Annotated in this window: 18 protein-coding genes; 7 read left to right on the forward strand and 11 right to left on the reverse strand. The window is 32.4% G+C overall.

Going from position 1 to position 16378, the window contains the following annotated elements:
• Positions 1 to 8 precede the first annotated feature (8 nt).
• The gene (locus tag AB1410_11245) at positions 9 to 521 is read left to right on the forward strand and encodes a hydrogenase maturation protease (protein ID MEW6457273.1); all 513 of its coding nucleotides are present in this window, start codon (positions 9 to 11) and stop codon (positions 519 to 521) included.
• Between the two features lie 19 nt (positions 522 to 540).
• A complete protein-coding gene (locus AB1410_11250) occupies positions 541 to 705 on the forward strand; it encodes an ATP-binding protein (GenBank protein MEW6457274.1) in 165 nt (54 codons plus the stop codon).
• A gap of 28 nt (positions 706 to 733) precedes the next feature.
• On the opposite strand, the gene AB1410_11255 is transcribed toward AB1410_11250, so the two are convergent.
• Genes AB1410_11255 through AB1410_11270 form a run of 4 tightly spaced genes read right to left on the reverse strand, consistent with a single transcriptional unit; the run spans position 734 to position 3264 of the window.
• Positions 734 to 967, reverse strand: a complete 234-nt coding sequence (locus AB1410_11255) for a helix-turn-helix domain-containing protein (GenBank protein MEW6457275.1) — start codon at positions 965 to 967, stop codon at positions 734 to 736.
• On the reverse strand, positions 951 to 1502 hold the full coding sequence (locus AB1410_11260; protein ID MEW6457276.1) for a CvpA family protein: 552 nt from the start codon (positions 1500 to 1502) through the stop codon (positions 951 to 953). Before AB1410_11260 ends, AB1410_11255 begins: the two co-directional genes overlap by 17 nt.
• Position 1503: 1 nt before the next feature.
• Positions 1504 to 2370, reverse strand: coding sequence for a PHP domain-containing protein (locus AB1410_11265; GenBank protein ID MEW6457277.1), 867 nt, complete (start codon positions 2368 to 2370; stop codon positions 1504 to 1506).
• Positions 2371 to 2373: 3 nt separating this feature from the next.
• Entirely contained in the window at positions 2374 to 3264 is an 891-nt protein-coding gene (locus tag AB1410_11270; GenBank protein MEW6457278.1) for a phosphoribosylaminoimidazolesuccinocarboxamide synthase, read from the reverse strand.
• A gap of 104 nt (positions 3265 to 3368) precedes the next feature.
• Here AB1410_11270 and pgsA point away from each other — a divergent pair, with 104 nt between their 5' ends.
• Entirely contained in the window at positions 3369 to 3923 is a 555-nt protein-coding gene (pgsA, locus tag AB1410_11275) for a CDP-diacylglycerol--glycerol-3-phosphate 3-phosphatidyltransferase (protein MEW6457279.1), read from the forward strand.
• Positions 3924 to 4278: 355 nt separating this feature from the next.
• Here the strand turns inward: pgsA and fabD are convergent, their stop codons facing one another.
• Genes fabD through AB1410_11310 form a run of 7 tightly spaced genes read right to left on the reverse strand, consistent with a single transcriptional unit; the run spans position 4279 to position 9823 of the window.
• Positions 4279 to 5208 carry an ACP S-malonyltransferase gene (gene fabD / locus AB1410_11280; protein ID MEW6457280.1) on the reverse strand — a complete coding sequence of 310 codons (930 nt, stop codon included), beginning with the start codon at positions 5206 to 5208 and terminating at the stop codon, positions 4279 to 4281.
• Position 5209: 1 nt separating this feature from the next.
• Positions 5210 to 6385, reverse strand: a complete 1176-nt coding sequence (locus tag AB1410_11285) for a hypothetical protein (GenBank protein MEW6457281.1) — start codon at positions 6383 to 6385, stop codon at positions 5210 to 5212.
• A 22-nt stretch (positions 6386 to 6407) separates the two neighbouring features.
• Entirely contained in the window at positions 6408 to 6707 is a 300-nt protein-coding gene (locus AB1410_11290) for an iron-sulfur cluster assembly protein (GenBank protein ID MEW6457282.1), read from the reverse strand.
• A gap of 28 nt (positions 6708 to 6735) precedes the next feature.
• Positions 6736 to 7497: an outer membrane protein assembly factor BamD gene (gene bamD / locus AB1410_11295; GenBank protein ID MEW6457283.1), complete on the reverse strand. Its 762-nt coding sequence runs from the start codon at positions 7495 to 7497 to the stop codon at positions 6736 to 6738.
• Position 7498: 1 nt separating this feature from the next.
• Positions 7499 to 8440 (reverse strand): NAD-dependent epimerase/dehydratase family protein, encoded by a 942-nt coding sequence (locus AB1410_11300; GenBank protein MEW6457284.1) that lies wholly within the window; start codon positions 8438 to 8440, stop codon positions 7499 to 7501.
• Between the two features lies 1 nt (position 8441).
• Positions 8442 to 9113, reverse strand: coding sequence for a ribulose-phosphate 3-epimerase (gene rpe, locus AB1410_11305; protein MEW6457285.1), 672 nt, complete (start codon positions 9111 to 9113; stop codon positions 8442 to 8444).
• Positions 9113 to 9823: a PASTA domain-containing protein gene (locus AB1410_11310; GenBank protein MEW6457286.1), complete on the reverse strand. Its 711-nt coding sequence runs from the start codon at positions 9821 to 9823 to the stop codon at positions 9113 to 9115. Before AB1410_11310 ends, rpe begins: the two co-directional genes overlap by 1 nt.
• 769 nt (positions 9824 to 10592) lie before the next feature.
• Between AB1410_11310 and recJ the strand changes: the two genes are divergently transcribed.
• From recJ to rpoN, 4 genes are read left to right on the forward strand one after another with little or no spacing between them, the layout of a single operon-like run.
• Positions 10593 to 12284 carry a single-stranded-DNA-specific exonuclease RecJ gene (gene recJ / locus AB1410_11315; protein ID MEW6457287.1) on the forward strand — a complete coding sequence of 564 codons (1692 nt, stop codon included), beginning with the start codon at positions 10593 to 10595 and terminating at the stop codon, positions 12282 to 12284.
• Between the two features lie 8 nt (positions 12285 to 12292).
• Positions 12293 to 14248 carry an LptA/OstA family protein gene (locus AB1410_11320; protein MEW6457288.1) on the forward strand — a complete coding sequence of 652 codons (1956 nt, stop codon included), beginning with the start codon at positions 12293 to 12295 and terminating at the stop codon, positions 14246 to 14248.
• Entirely contained in the window at positions 14245 to 14970 is a 726-nt protein-coding gene (gene lptB, locus AB1410_11325) for an LPS export ABC transporter ATP-binding protein (protein ID MEW6457289.1), read from the forward strand. Before AB1410_11320 ends, lptB begins: the two co-directional genes overlap by 4 nt.
• 6 nt (positions 14971 to 14976) lie before the next feature.
• Positions 14977 to 16377, forward strand: coding sequence for an RNA polymerase factor sigma-54 (gene rpoN, locus AB1410_11330; GenBank protein MEW6457290.1), 1401 nt, complete (start codon positions 14977 to 14979; stop codon positions 16375 to 16377).
• Position 16378: the final 1 nt, after the last annotated feature.

The raw sequence follows: 16378 nt of genomic DNA on the forward strand, positions 1-16378 counted from the left end.
TTTTCAAAATGAGAAAGAACTACAAAAAAAATTTTCTGATACTTGGGCTGGGAAATGAGATTCTTAAAGATGATGGGGTCGGAATTTTTGCAGTAAGATCCCTTAAAGATAGAGTTGGAAAAAATGTAGATTTGGAGGAAAGCTCTGAATCAGGGTTGACATTACTTGATATAATCCTTCCATATAAAAGAGTTTTGATTATCGACTCCATAAGAAAGGAGGAAAAAGAACCAGGGACTATTTATGAATTTGATTTGAAAGACTTGTCAGTTTCCCCATCCCCCTCTCCCCATTATTTGGGGCTTCCCCTTTCTCTTTTACTGGCAAAAAAATTAAACCTTAAAACACCAGAAACAATAAAAATTCTTGCTGTAGAAATAGGTCATCCAATTAAAATGGGAGAGGGACTTTCCCCTGGAATTAAGAAAGTAATTCCAACACTTATAAAAAGAGCAGTAGAAATAATTAACGAATGGAAAGAACGTGAAAAAAATAAAGAAAAACTTGAAGTAATTTATTAGACAAAATCAGTTATGTGGTGTGGAATTCTTTGAGGAAACAAGAAAAATCAGCGGGTCTGGCCTGGGATTATCAATAGCAAAAAAAATCATAGATGCCCATCCCGGGATAATCAAAGTCTCAAGTGTTCTTGGAGAAGGCAGCACATTTACTGTTTTATTGCCTAAAATAAATAAAAGAAAATGAATAGAAAAATATTAGAAAAAAATCTGATTTATCTTTGTTTTATTTTTAATGAATTTATTTTTCCTATAAGAGTATTTCTGTGAATTCCCAATGATTTAGATGCTTTCTTTTTATTTCCCTTGTTCTTTTTTAAGGCTTTTTCTATGTATACTTTTTCAAATTCTTTTAAAGCTTCTTTTATAAGTAAATTTTTCTCAACCATTTCCTCACAAATAATTTCTAATTTTTCTTTTATTGAAAGAGTTCTAAACGATTTTTCCATGTTTCTTATCCTTCCCCATTAAATATTTGTAATTTGAGTAGAATTTATCCTGGAGATCGATGGGTAAATATTTAACAATTTTTACTGAGACATCTAAAAAAATTGGAGAGAAATAGGACTTCTTCATTGAATCGAGAAAAAGAGGAAGAAATACCATTATCAATATTAATGCAACAGATATAATAAATCCTTTTAATATTCCAAAAATTCCTCCCAGAGCTCTATCTAAAAATTCCAATGGACCTCTTAAAAAAATTTTACTTATTACAAGGCCAATTAATTTCCCCAATAGAATAACCCCTATTAAAATTCCAAAAAAACTTATCACTTCTGAATAAGTTGGGTCTTTTATCCATTTTATTATTTTTAATGAGACATCCTGCCAGTATCCAAATGCCAGGAATAATCCAGCCACTATGGAAACTATTGATGTCACTTCTCTAAATAACCCTCTAACTATTCCTAATATAAACGAAAAAATGAAGATAAATATGATGATTAAATCAAGCCATGGGAAGCCAGCCTTGCTAAACAATTTATCTCCTCTTTTTCAAATCTTCTAATATCCTGTAATCACCTTTAACCATACCAATCGTCACAATGGGTTTAATCTTCCCGTGAAAATCCGAGCCAGCAGACGGTATGAGGCCATTATCCAATGCCATTTTTAGATACTTCTCGGTCAACTCCTCATTGTGATAAGATGTCCATACCTCTAACCCTTTTAACCCTGCTTTCTTTAAAATTATTGCATCCCCAGTCTCGATTCTGCAAAAACTTGCTCCTGGATGAGCAAGCACTGGAACGCCTCCAAAACTTTTTCCGATTTTTATTGCTTCCTCAGCAGGGATATTTTCAAAATGAACATAGGCCGGTTTATTCTCCTCAAAATAATCCTTATAAAATCGATAGGGTGCTTTGAATGTATCCTTCTCAAAATATTTCTCCAATCTTGGGTTCGTCCTTTCTTTCTCTAATATAACTTTTGCAATTGCAGTGCCGAGAGGAGGGGTTCCTTGAGAACTTTCCAAAACTTCATCCATGGATATGTTAAATCCAATCTCTTTCAATTTTTCTATTCTTTTTAATGCAAGCCTGAATCTTCTTTTTTTTATCTTCTTAATAAAACTCTCAATTTCTTTACTTTTCCATTTAATAAAAGGAAATAGAATGTGTAATTCCCTTCCGTTAAAATTTGTTGTTACTTCTATGTTTGGAATTACCTCAATACCATATTTTTTACCTTTTTCTAAAGCTTCTGGATAGGCATCCAAAGAATCATGGTCAGAGATAGATATGGCTGTGAACCCTGCTTTTTTCGCTAAAACGATTATCTCTTCAGGGCTCAAATCTCCATCACTGCTCTTGTTTGAATGGATATGAAGGTCGATAAAATTTTCCATAGATTAAATATCCATCTTTCCTGTCAATAATCGATAGGCCTTGATGTATTTTTCTTTTGTTTTTATAACAACTTCTTTGGGCAAATCAGGAGGCGGGGAATTTTTATCCCATTTAACACTCTCCAGATAATCTCTTACAAATTGTTTATCATAGCTTACTTGAGGTTTTCCCCCTTCATAAGTTTCAAGGGCCCAAAAACGAGAAGAATCCGGAGTCAATACTTCATCCACTAAGATAACATTTCCCTTTTCATCGATACCGAACTCAAATTTACTATCTGCTATTATAATTCCTCTCTCTAACGCATACGAGAAAGCTTTATCGTAAATCTCAATACTCTTGTATTTTAGAAAATCAGATATTTCATCTCCAATTATATGTTTTACTCTCTCAAAAGATATATTTTCATCATGACCGCTCTCAGCTTTAGTTGCAGGAGTAAAAATCGGAAAAGGAAGTTTCGAGCTCTCTTTCAGATTAGAAGGAAGATTAACATCCCCAATTTTCCCGGTTTGTTTATACTCCTTCCAACCCGAACCGAACAGATATCCTCTCACAACACATTCTACCGGCATCACTTTCACTTTTTTAACTATCATTGACCTTTTCTTCAATATGTCTTTATATTCCTTCAAAAAATCAGGAAAATCATCTACCTCAGATGTAATCAAATGATTTTCTACGATTGAGGATGTGAAATTAAACCAGAATAAAGATAGCTGATTTAATATTATTCCTTTCAGAGGAATTAAAGTTGGTAGCACATAATCAAACGCTGAAATTCTATCTGTTGAGATAATGAGGAGTTTTTCTCCCAGATCGTAAACATCTCTTACCTTTCCTCTTTTAAATAATGGAATTCCTTTTAAATTAACCGAACCTAAGGTTTGCATTTTTAAAATATATAAATTTTATTTTAATAAAGTCAAGGAAAGTTTGGCAAAAATTTTTAAAATATATTTGACTTATAATGCGTCATAAGATATATGAAAGAAATATGAATTTGCCGAATTTTCTAACGTTTATCAGAATTTTTCTTGTGCCTTTTTTAGTCGTAGTTCTCTTAACAAAGTTCGAAGGAAAAGAATTATGGGGGTTTGGTATTTTCATTGCAGCTGCTTTTACAGATTGGTTTGATGGATATATTGCAAGGAAAAAAAAATTAATCACAAAACTCGGAAAATTTCTCGACCCTGTAGCAGATAAGCTGTTGACATCATCTGCATTCATTTCTCTGGTTGAAATGAATTTAGCTCCCGCATGGATGGTTGTGATTATAATTGGAAGAGAAATTGCTGTAACAGGGTTGAGAGCTATAGCAGCTTCTCAGGGAGTAACAATATCTGCTTCGATTCTCGGCAAATTCAAAATGGAAATTGAGGTAATCTGTATTTCTCTATTAATACTGGGAAAAAAATATTTAGGAGATTTCATCTTTTTAGGTAAAATATTTCTATGGGTTGCAATGATTATGGCACTTATTTCCGCTGCAGAATATTTAATTAAGTTCTGGAAAATTTTTTCTGACAAAACACTTCGAGAATTAATTTAACCCGAATTATGCAAACCTATGTCAAAGCTCTTGTAGGGCAGGGCTTTAGCCTGCATCTTTGGTGAATCAAAGCAAGGCTAAAGCCTTGCCCTACATGTCAATTTATTTAATGCGTTTGTATTAGCTTAAACAAATTAAAGGTAAAAATAGCTTTGATGATCCTAATGTCATGTCACTTAAATACCTTTCGTTATTTTTATGTGACATGACACTTTCCCTATGGGAGAAAGATCTCCTTAGACGCTTCGCTCCCCCAGGCTGGGGAAGGGATCTTCCCTATATCCCTTCATTGTGCTTTATGAGAAATTGTTTATTTATAAAGATATTTATGGGATAGCACACTAATTATAATTATTTAGGTGGTACTGGATAAGCTTTTCTTTACCTGGGATAAGCTCTCCATATCTTCCACATTGTAAATTTCCACCTCTTTTCCCTTCATTTTTGATATTCTTTTCGTTAAACCGCTGAGAACCTTCCCTGAGCCTAATTCAACAAATATTTCCGCCTCTTCCAACATCAATTCCATTGACTGAACCCACAAAACAGGTTTGGTGACCTGCCTTTTTAGGGCATTCCTTGCTTTTTCAGCTTTAAATATTTTTTCTGCATCAACATTTGTAACCACTGGGAATTGAGGATCTTTGAACAGGACAGAACCAAACTCAATTTTTAATTTCTCCTCTGCCTGAATCATCATACTACAATGAAAAGGAGCTGAAACAGGAAGATATACAGCTTTTGGTGCTTTTATCTTTTCAACTGCTTTTTCCACAGCAAGCTTTTCTCCTGATATAACTATCTGTTCATAGCTATTCCAATTAGCTATCTCAACGATGCCCTCTCCCATGTTGCTTAAAATTTCTTCCACTTTTTTTCCTTCAACTCCAATAAGAGCTGCCATTGCTCCTTTTTCTGGGGAAACAGCTTCCTGCATAAAAACGCCTCTTTTATAGACCAATTTTAATGCATCTTCAAAATTAAGGGAGCCTGCACATAGAAGGGCTGAATACTCGCCAAGACTGTGACCAGCTGAAATTGATGGTTTAATATTAAGGGCTAAAAATGCTATGTAACTTACAATTAGCAATGCCGGTTGTGTATTATATGTCAATTTAAGTTCGTCTTCTGGGCCTTCAAAACATAATTTAGAGATCGGGTATTCAAGAACTTCATCAGCTCTGTGAAATATCCTCTTTGCAAAATCAAAATTTTTATAAAATTCTCTTCCCATTCCCACTTTTTGTGATCCCTGACCGGGAAAAAGAAATGCTATTCTATTCATTTTATTTTTTTAAATTTAGATTGAATATGTTATTTTCCTTTGAGATCTGGAAAAAGATTTTAAAAGCCTTAATACTTCTTGTTTTAAAAATAATCATCATTAACTCAATTCCTATCCAGAATAAATAAATGAAAAAAATTTCCTCCCTGAGAGATGGGAAAATAAACTGAATAAACCATAACGTAAATAAAGCTGTAGCTTCATACCAGTGAAATCTCATGTTAATCAGAAATATAAACCCGAGAAACGACTGCGCCACAGTGAGTATAATTTCTAAACGATGAAAAGAATCAAACGGAATTGAAACTATTCCTTTTGAACTTATGCTGAATACAAATGGAAGAGAACCAGCAAGAACAGTCCACTGGTTAATGTTGGATGAAACGAAATTCATGATAGCGATCGGAGCTGTTTTAATTCTCCTCGCCCAATTAATGGCTGAAACTTTTTCAGGAAACTCTGATAAAAAAGGTGCCATCCACTGAATGAATACAAATTCAGAAATACCCATAAATAAAGCAAGGCTTTTCAAGCTTTCAACGAATTTCTCAACTGTAAAAAGGAGGATTAAGCCACCGGATAAAAACAATGCTATTATAGCTGTATTCCTCCACCTTTTTTTTAAAGAAAGTATCCTTCTTGGAATGGCTTCAACATCCTCTAACTTTTCTTCTTCCTGAGGAGGTATCTTGTTTAAAACATAAAGGTAAATTAAATATATGAAAATAAGAATACTTCCATCAAAAATTGTTAACGTACCTTTGAAATATATATAGATAAAATATATCAAAGGAGGGAGAAGAAACAGAGTCTCCACTGAATGTTCATTTTCCAATTTTATAAAAAGAAGAGGTTTTTTATATTTTTTTAAATGAGAGAAAAATGCAACAAAATAAATTAAAGGCCAACCAAGACCGACAAGAAGCCTCAGAGAACCTGTCAGGTTGGCTGTCATGTTGGGAATATCCCTGTTCCAGGCTATAGAGGCTTCGACTGCAAATTCGGGAAGAGTTTGAAGCCATGCTAAAATAGCTAACGCCAATCCTTGAGAGATTAGAAATTGTGCAGCTTCAGCCGCCCAGGCAATAAGCATAGCAGCAGTAATTATTGAAGGAAATGTCCATAATGAAGAATAGGGATGAGCTCCCTTAATGCTATATAAAAAGATTTTTTTCACTTCAGAGCTTTATTGAATAGATTTAATCAAAACCTAATCTTTTCTTGGCTTCATCGCTCATCATCGATGGATGCCAGGGGGGATCCCACACAAGGTCTATCCTGACATTTTTTATTCCTTCAATATTTTTTACTGCCAGTTCTGCTGCCTCTAATAGAGTATTCTGAAGAGGGCATCCTGGAGCAGTTAAAGTCATCTTTAAAAAAACTTGATCTTCTTCGATCCTGACATCGTAGATAAGCCCCATATCTACTATATTTAATCCAATCTCAGGATCAACCACATTTTTGAGCTTATCCAAAACTTGTTGTTCTGTAATCAATTGAATCCTCCTAAAAATCATTATACATTTATTTGAATTCTTTATCGAGTTTCTTTCTTGCCTTTTTTGCAAATTTGCTTTCAGGGTAATCTGAAATTATCTTTGAAAAATAAGGAAAAGCTTCCTCTTTTTTCCCGACTTTCAAAAAAGAATCTCCTAAATAATAGTAAAGCATATCAAGCTTTTTAAAATCTGAGTAATAAGAAAGGGCTTCTTTAAACCTGTTGATAGCAGCTTCATATGCTCTTGTTTTATAGTAAAATCTTCCAATAAGAAAAATATGTTCAGTATATCTATTTTTACAAATTTTTAATTTTTCCTTTGCCTGTTTTGCTTCTTCACTGTATGGATAATCAGCAATTACTTTCTCAAGTTCGGAGACGGCTTTCAAAGTATTTGTTTGATCTCTTCCTGGCTTGAACATCTTCTTATAGTATGTCATTGCAATTTGATACCTTGCGTAAGAAGCCAGAGGACTAAAGGGATAAAGGGATATAAATTCAGCATACTCTGAAGAAGCTAAAATCATACTTCCCTCATCACCCTGATTAAAGTATATATCTCCTAATTTTAATTTGGCTCTTTGAGCATATATGCTCTGAGGGAATGTATCGATAACCTGGCGAAAATAGAGTCTTGCCTTTTCTGGGTCTTTTTTCATCCAGGCTTCGCCCAGCTTAAAAAGTGCCTCATCCGAAGAAGCAATTTCAGGCGTAACGACAGGTGGCTTTTTTGAACAATAAATAAAAAATAACATTAAGACAAAAGTTAGGAAAAAAATTTTTCTCATTTTAATCTCCATAAACTTCCAGCATCCATTTCCATTGTTTCTCAAGGCCATCTTCCAATTTCCCATTTGGCTTAAACTTTAAATCCCTTTGTGCTTTTAAATAATCTGCTTGCGTATGCCTTACATCCCCTGATACCTCTTTCAAATATTTTATTCTTATTTTTCTTCCTGTAATATTTTCAAATAGAGGAAAAATTGAATTTAGCCTTATGTTCGTTCCTCCTCCAATGTTATACACCTCTCCAGCAACACCATAATAATAAGAAGAAATCGTGCCGTTTATAACATCATCAATATAGGTAAAATCTCTACTCTGATTTCCGTCGCCATACACCTCAATTTCTCTACCATCTAATATACTCAAAAAAAACTTATGAAAGCCCATATCAGGCCTCTGACGAGGACCATATACAGTAAAATATCTCAGGGATATCACAGGTATTTTAAAATTCTCAAAATATAAGAAACAAAGATTTTCTCCTGCTAATTTTGTTACACCGTATGGAGAAACAGGTTTCAACTCAGAATTTTCTCTAAATGGAATGCCAGCATTTCCATAAACTGAGGAAGAGGATGCATAGATAAATTTCTTTACAGGTATATTCTTTAACACTTCCAATATCTTTTGTGTCAATAAAACATTGGTTCTCACATAAACTTCAAAATCTAACCCCCAGCTTTTTCTTACACCAGGTTGTGCAGCTAAATGAAATACTCCATCACATCCTTTCAAGATCTTTTCGATTTCCATTTCTTCCATTTTCCCTCGAAGGAATAAAAAATTTTTATTTCCCAAGATAGACTTTATGTTTTTTTCTTTAATAATAGGAGAATAATAATCTGAAAATGAATCCACTCCAATGACTACATTTCCTTCAGCTAAAAGTCTCTCACATAAATGAGACCCGATAAAACCAGCAGCTCCAGTTACTACAAATTTCATTCTATCTTAAATTTAATTTTCTCTTCTTTTCTTCTATTTCTTTAAATTTTATGTATGATTCCAATGGATCAGCTGATTTGAAAATGCTCGAACCTATCACCAACAAGTCTGCTCCTGCATCTATTATTTTTTCGATGTTATCAATCCCGATACCTCCATCAACTTCAATTTCCACTTTCAAGTTTTTCTTCAAAACTATTTCCTTTAACTTAGTTATTTTTTTTAAAGTTGAATTTATAAAATTCTGAGCTTCAAAACCAGGATTTACACTCATCAATAGCACGAAATCAACTTCTTCAATTATTTCATCAATTGAAGAAAGGGATGTGGCCGGGTTTAAAGCAACCCCTGCTTTCCTGTTGTTTTTCTTGATATTATTTATAATTTTGTTTAAATGAGGTGAACTCTCAACATGAATCGAAAGCCAATCAGAGCCATAATCTATAAAAAATTTTAACATACTGTGAGGATTATCAATCATAAGATGAACATCTAAAGAAACAGAAGTTAACTTTTTTATCGACCTGATCAATTCAGGACCAAATGTAAGATTTGGTACAAAATGTCCATCCATTATATCCACATGAATAGCTTCTATACCACCATTTTCTATTCTTTTTATTGAATCTCCGATGAAAGCAAAGTTAGCTGATAAAATCGATGGAATAATCATTAACTGCTAACCTCTAAGGAAATCAAGTTTTTTTTAATCATTTTCCAGCCTGATAATGGCATCTGCCTTATTATTATACCTGACTCAATCCCAGGATAGGAAATCTTGGAGATATCTCCTATTTTAAAGCCCATTCCCTCAATCTGACTGATTACCGAGTTTAACTTCTTTCCTATTAAATCTGGCATTATAAGCTCTTCTTCATATGTACCACTCGATACAAGAATATTCACGGAACTTCCTCTTTTAACCTCCACATCATGCATTGGTTCCTGAGCTATAATTGAGCCTGAGGGAAAGTTATAAGACTTGGTCTGAGAGATCTCCCCTTTAAGCAATCCAGTTTCTCCTAACATTATCTCTGCAGCTCTCAATGTTTTTCCAGCTAAATCAGGTACAATAACCTTTTCACTCCCAAGAGAAATCGTTACCTTTACTGATTTATTTCTTTTGATTTTGAGACCTGGAAGCGGGTCCTGATAAATTATCGTATTTAGGGGAAAATCTGGATGGTACTGACTTGCCCTTTTTTTCAGAAAAAGATTTAATTTAGAACATGTATAAGAAGCTTTTTCTAAGGATTCTCCTCTCAAATCTGGGACATCCACCTCATCCCCTTTTATCAATAGATTCATGGTTATAAGCATAGAAATAAAACTTACAACTCCAAAAAATGTAAGAACCCCTATAATTTTTAAAATCTTTTTCATTCGATTGAAATAATTGATTTTTATATCATAAATACTTACATCATTTCAATTTTTCTTTCTTTTTTTCATCTCTTAGAAGATAATAAATTTCCCAGCTGAGTTCATTAACAAGACAATCTTTACAGGATTCTATAATTTTTAAATCCCCTTCTTGTATTTTATTGCTTATAATTTTCTTTATTCTGCTTCTAATCTTATATAGCAAAATAAAATTTATCATCTCTTTTGATATTATAAACTTTTCCTTTATTTGTAAATATTTAGAGGACAACCATCTCTTGGGGGATATACAGAGCATCTAATAAATAGATAAGACATAAACGAAGAAAGAAGTGAGCAGGAAGGGTGGCATGAAATATAAATCTAAATTATTAAGAGGTCAACTATCTTCTGAGCGATATATCGACGAGCATCTAAAAATCTGCGAAGTGAGTGAGAATAATCTTCTATATTTATTCTATCGAAAGAGAAATAATATAACGAACGGGAGCGAGAGAGAATATAGAAGATAAGAGAAGATAAGACCTTGAGTGATAGGAGATTATTTGAACGAACGAGCATAGATTTTGATGCGAGGAGATCTGAGGGAAGGGGATGGTTGACTTCTTCTAATTCATTTAGATTGGTGTGGAAAATACAGCGTGTTTTCTGGTTACCCTTGCTGATCACTATGTAAAAAGTATAAGAGAAACTACCTTCTGAACTAATACCAGCACTTTAAATTATTCCATATTGATATAACAAAATTCAATGTGTTATTCTTAGTTATATGAATGAATCTAAATGGATAATAAATCCTATCCATCCAGAAGCGAATAAATTATCGAATGATTTAGAAATTCCGATAGAATTGGCATCGATATTGATTAGAAAGGGGATCCGTACGTCTGAGGAAGGAAAAAAATTTCTGTTTCCCTCAATTGAAGACCTCCATCCTCCCTTCTTAATGAAGGATATGCAAAAAGCAGTGGAAAGAATAAAGAAAGCTAAAGAAAATAACGAAAAAATCTTAATTTTTGGTGATTATGATGCTGATGGCATTACTTCAACTCTCATTCTCTATAAATGTCTGAAAAATTTAGGAACAAACGTTTTCTATTACATTCCCCATAGAATTAAAGAAGGGTATGGAATAAAAAAATCATCTCTGGAATATATTGAAGATTATGCTCCAGACCTTGTCATTACAGTAGATAATGGAATAAAAGCAATTGATTTCGTAAATGAAGCTAATAAAAAGGGAATAGATGTGATCATTGCTGATCATCATGTACCAGGGGATGAGCTTCCGCCTGCTTTTGCTGTATTAAATCCCCTTCAGAGAGGGTGTTTTTACCCCTTTAAAAACCTTGCTGGAGTTGGCGTAACTTTTAAGCTTGTCCAATCGCTCCTTCAAGAATTTAAAAAAGATAAGAATGTTCGTCATTATTTAAAAATAGCCTCGATAGGCACGATAGCGGATTTAGCTGAACTCCAAGGAGAAAACAGAACTATTGTAAAACTTGGGTTAAAAGAACTCGGGAATCCTTACAATAACGGACTGAAAAATATAATTGAAATATCAGGCTTAACAGGAAAGGAAATAACCACCTATGATATATCATTTAAAATAGGACCAAGGATAAATGCATCAGGGAGATTGGCATCTCCTTACATTGCAATAGAACTATTTTTAACAGAAAGCCAGGAAGAAAGTTTGCTTAAAGCAAAAGAATTAGATAAACTCAATACACAAAGACAGCAAATAGAGGAAAATATTTTAAAAGAAATTATGGATAAAATAAAAGAAATTGAACCTCAGAAACGAAAGATATTAATATTTGCAAATGAGGGATGGCATAGAGGAGTCATAGGCGTGGTTGCTTCAAAGATTGCAGAAAAGTATAGAAGGCCAGCCATTCTTATTTCAATAGATGATAACAATGGATATGGTTCAGGAAGGTCTATTGAATCTTTTTCTTTAATTGATGCTCTTAAATCTTCAGAAGATCTTTTTAAAAGCTGGGGAGGGCATAAAATGGCAGCTGGCTTTGAAATTCAACCATCGAAAATTCCACTCCTTGAAGAAAGATTGACGGAATATTGCGAGACGCATGTAGATGATGAGGTATTCACCCGGAAATATATGATTGATTCATGTATAAATTTTGACAGGATAGATAATGTATTCATTGATTATTTAGAAATGTTTTCTCCGTTCGGAATAGGCAATCCAAGACCTGTTTTTTTCACGGATAATGTAACAATTAAAGAACCTCCTGCCATACTGAAAGGAAAATATCTGAAACTGTTTCTGTTTAAAAAAAACAAATTTTTCGATGCCCTGATATGGGAAAACACAGAAGATTACAACAATCTAAAAAGAGGGGAAAAAATAAATATAATTTTTTATCCGCAAAGAAAATATTCAAAACAAACGAATGAATTTTTTTTAAATATATTAGATATAAAAAAGATATAATCATACATATGATTTCTCAAAAAGTTGGAAAAACGATCTTGGGCATGTTTCTTATTTCAATTCTGGGCATTTTTTTATTTGAAATTATAATCAGAATCGACAGAGAAAACACAAAAAAACAAGAAGAAATAAAGCAGACAAAAGATGACAAAATTCAGTTAAAAACAAACATAAATTATGTGGAAACAAAAGGAGGTAAAAAAATTTTCCAGGTCAATTCTCTTGAACATTATCTGGGTAATGATAATCTGTTTCATCTAAAAGGAAATGTCTGCATTCGGATATTTAATAAAGCTCCTGATAATAAAGACCTGATTATTGAAGGGGAAGAAGGATTTTATCCAAAAGATTTTTCTTCTTTTAAAATTCTTAAAAATTCTAAGATTATCTCAGAGAAAAACATAATTGAATCCGAGTATTTTGAATATTTCTCAAAAAATGAAGAAATTAAAACGGACAAAAAAACGAAATTTATGATTAGAAACGTTGAGGGAACATCAACAAATGGCATGAATTATTATCTTAACGAAAAAAAAGTTAGCCTGAACAATTTAGAAAAGGCATTGATGGAAGTTGAAAATGAGGAGTCAGTGATTTTCCACGGAGAAAGATTCAACTTTTTATATGACCAGAATAAAGGAGAACTTATTAATAACACTTCCATTGCTCAGGGTGAAAACATTCTAAGGGCAAATTCTATAAATTTTAAATTGGATGAAGAAAAAAATCACATAAAAGAGATTGAGGCTTTTGAGAATGCTTTTCTCAGATTTTCTCAGGTGGAAAAAAAAGAAATTATCAAAAACATTGATAATAAGCCAGGGCTAAGGAAAATCGCAGGGAACAAAATATTTCTTGAAATATTTCCCGATGGGAAAAAACCTTTTAAAGGAACATGCAGTGGAAATTGTGAATATATAACAGAATTTTTAAACTCCCAAGAGAAAAGGAAACTGGCTTCTGAATTCATGAAATTTGAATTTTATGAGGAAGGAGGAATAAAAAATTTTGAAGGGATCGAAAGAGTTTTAATGGAAGATAACCAGAAAAGATTTTATGGAGATTCTATTTCTTTAGAATTTTATCCTGGAGAAAATAAAATTCGAAAAGGAAACATCCAGGATAACTTCTTTTATGAAGATATGGATATAAAACTTTGGGGAGCATTCTCTACAATAAAAGACAATATAATAGAAGTTCAAGGATTTAGACCAAAAATAGTTTACAAAGAAAACCAGATTGTTGCTGATAAATTAATAATAAATAATGAAAAAAATTATTTCGAAGGAGCAGGAAACATAAGAACAACGATGATTGACAAGAATAACAAAATAGGATTTTTCTCTGATGCAAACGAACCGATCTTTATCTCTTCAGACAAAATATTCTGGTCCAGAAAAAATGATGAGTCTCGATTCATTGGTAACACTGGAATGTGGAAAGGAAATGAATCTTTGATGGCTGAAGAAATTCACATCGAAGGAAATGAGGGAAATTTGAAGGCATTTAAAAATTGTCAGTTTGAAATCTTCTATGAAAAAAAAGATGGTGGGAAAAAAAAGATTAAATGTAAAGCTGATGAGATTTCTTTTTTAAACAAGCAAAAATTAATTTCCCTCTCAGATGAATCATCTGAATCATCTTTATTAACCGAGGAGTTTGAAATTAAAGGCAACAGGATGTACATTTATTTAACTGAAAAAAAAATATTAGAAAAAATAAATGTTGAAAAAAATGTAAAAATACAATATGGAGATTTTTTAATAAGTGGAGAAAAGGTTGAATGGGATATTGTTGATGAAAAGATGGAGGTCACTGGAAATCCTGAATTGAATGACAAAAATAGAGGGATGATAAAAGGAAGAAAGGTTATAGTAGATTTTGCTAATGATAAAATTGTAACGGAAAGTCGTGAGGAGGAAAGGTCTATTACTATAATAAAATCTCAAAAAGAGAAAAAATGATAAAATTAGAGGCAATGAATTTAGAAAAAAGCTTTAACAGGAAAAAAGTAATAAAAAATGTTTCCCTTTACCAGGAGGAAGGAGAGATTGTGGGACTTTTAGGTCCAAACGGCGCTGGTAAAACAACTACCTTTTCGATGATTTTAGGACTCTTAAAAGTGGACAAAGGAAAAATTTTTTTTAATAACCATGAAATTACAAATTTCCCGATGTATTTAAGAGTCCAGATGGGAATCGGATTCCTTTCCCAAGAAACATCATCGTTCAGAGGTCTGACTACTGAAGAAAATCTCTTGGCTGTTTTAGAAAATTCTGAAATCCATCCAAATCAATGGAGAGAAATAATTAAAAATTTACTAAACGAGTTGGAAATCTGGCATCTCAGAAAAATTAAATCTTTTGCTCTTTCTGGTGGAGAAAGAAGACGTCTTGAAATCGCTAGATCACTCGTGCTTTCACCAAAATTCCTTCTCCTCGATGAGCCTTTTACTGGAATAGATCCTATTGCCATATTAGACATACAAAAAATTATACATTCATTAAAAGAAAAGGGGATAGGAATCCTTATCACTGACCATAATGTAAGGGAAACCTTGAAAATTACAGACAGAACATATATCATTAAAGATGGGACGATATTTAAAGAAGGGAATCCTCAGGTTTTATCCACTGACCCAGAAGTTAAAAAGGGATATTTAGGTGAAAAAGTTGTTGTTGATTGATTTAAAATGACGATAAATCAAAAATTCGATGTAAAACAAATCCAGAAATTAATAATGACTCCTGCCTTACAGAAATCTCTAAAACTTTTGCCCTTGCCCAATCTTGAACTTGCAAGAATAATAGAAGAAGAAATAGCCTTAAATCCAATGCTGGAAATTAGCACCGAGGATTCCAATCAGGGAGAAGAGATATTGCAAAAAGAGGTAGAAGATTTAAATCCTGCTAAAGAAGATATAAATCTTGATGAATTTTTAGCTTCAATCCCTGAGGAGAGCTTTTTCTTTCCAGATGAAACGATAAATTTCGACCTTTTTGAAAACATTCCTTACAAGAAATCCATAAAAGAATATTTAACAGAACAAGTCATGTCCATTTCTTTCAATGAAGAAGAGAAAGGAATAGCAGAAAAAATAATTGAAAATTTAGATGAAAGAGGATTCTTAATTTCTTCAGTAAAAGAATTATCAGAACGAGAAGATATTGATTTTAATAAGCTAATTAAAACAAAGAGTAAATTACAGGAAGAAATTGATCCCCAAGGTATTGCTTCTGACAACTTTTATGAGTACTTAAAATTTCAACTCAAAAAAATGTTCAAAAATCCTTCTGAGATAAAATATATTTCTGAACAATTAATGAAGTTTGAAAAAAATCAAGGGAAAAAACCAAAAGATTCAGAATTACAATACATAAAAAAATTTATAGAAAAATTAAAAAAATTGAAACCATATCCCATGTATGGAATTGAGGATAAAAAACCTGAATATTTTAATGCGGATGTAATAATCATGAAAGAGGAAAATGGATACAGTATAAACTTAAATACCGAAAACGTCCCGGTTGTGAGAATCAACAGATCCTATTTAAAACTTTTAAAAGAAGAGAAAACCCTTGATAGCGAAACAAGAAAATTCTTAAAAGAAAAGAAGAAAACAGCAGAATTTTTTCTTAAAAGTATTGATCTAAGGAATAAAACCATATTTAAAATCGCTAAAATTATACTTGAAAATCAAAGAGAATTCTTTGAAAAAGGAATAAATTATATCAAACCAATGAAGATGAAAGATATTGCATCATCAATTGGAATTGATGAATCTACTGTTAGCAGAGCAGTTGCGAATAAAAATATTTCTACCCCCCATGGAATATTTCCCATTAAATTTTTCTTCCACAGTAGCCTTCCAGATTCTTACGGACATAATGTATCTTCCTATGCAATAAAAAATAAAATAAGAAGGTTAGTAGAAGAAGAAAACAAAAATTCCCCCTTGACTGATTTAGAAATACTGGAAATATTTAGAGTTGAGGGAATAAAAATTTCAAGGAGGACAGTAACAAAATATAGAGAAGAAATGAAGATCCCTCCATCCTATTTAAGAAAGAAAAATATAAATTTAGGAGTATAAA

This window comes from Acidobacteriota bacterium, assembly GCA_040756905.1.
GTDB lineage: Bacteria > Acidobacteriota > Aminicenantia > JBFLYD01 > JBFLYD01 > JBFLYD01.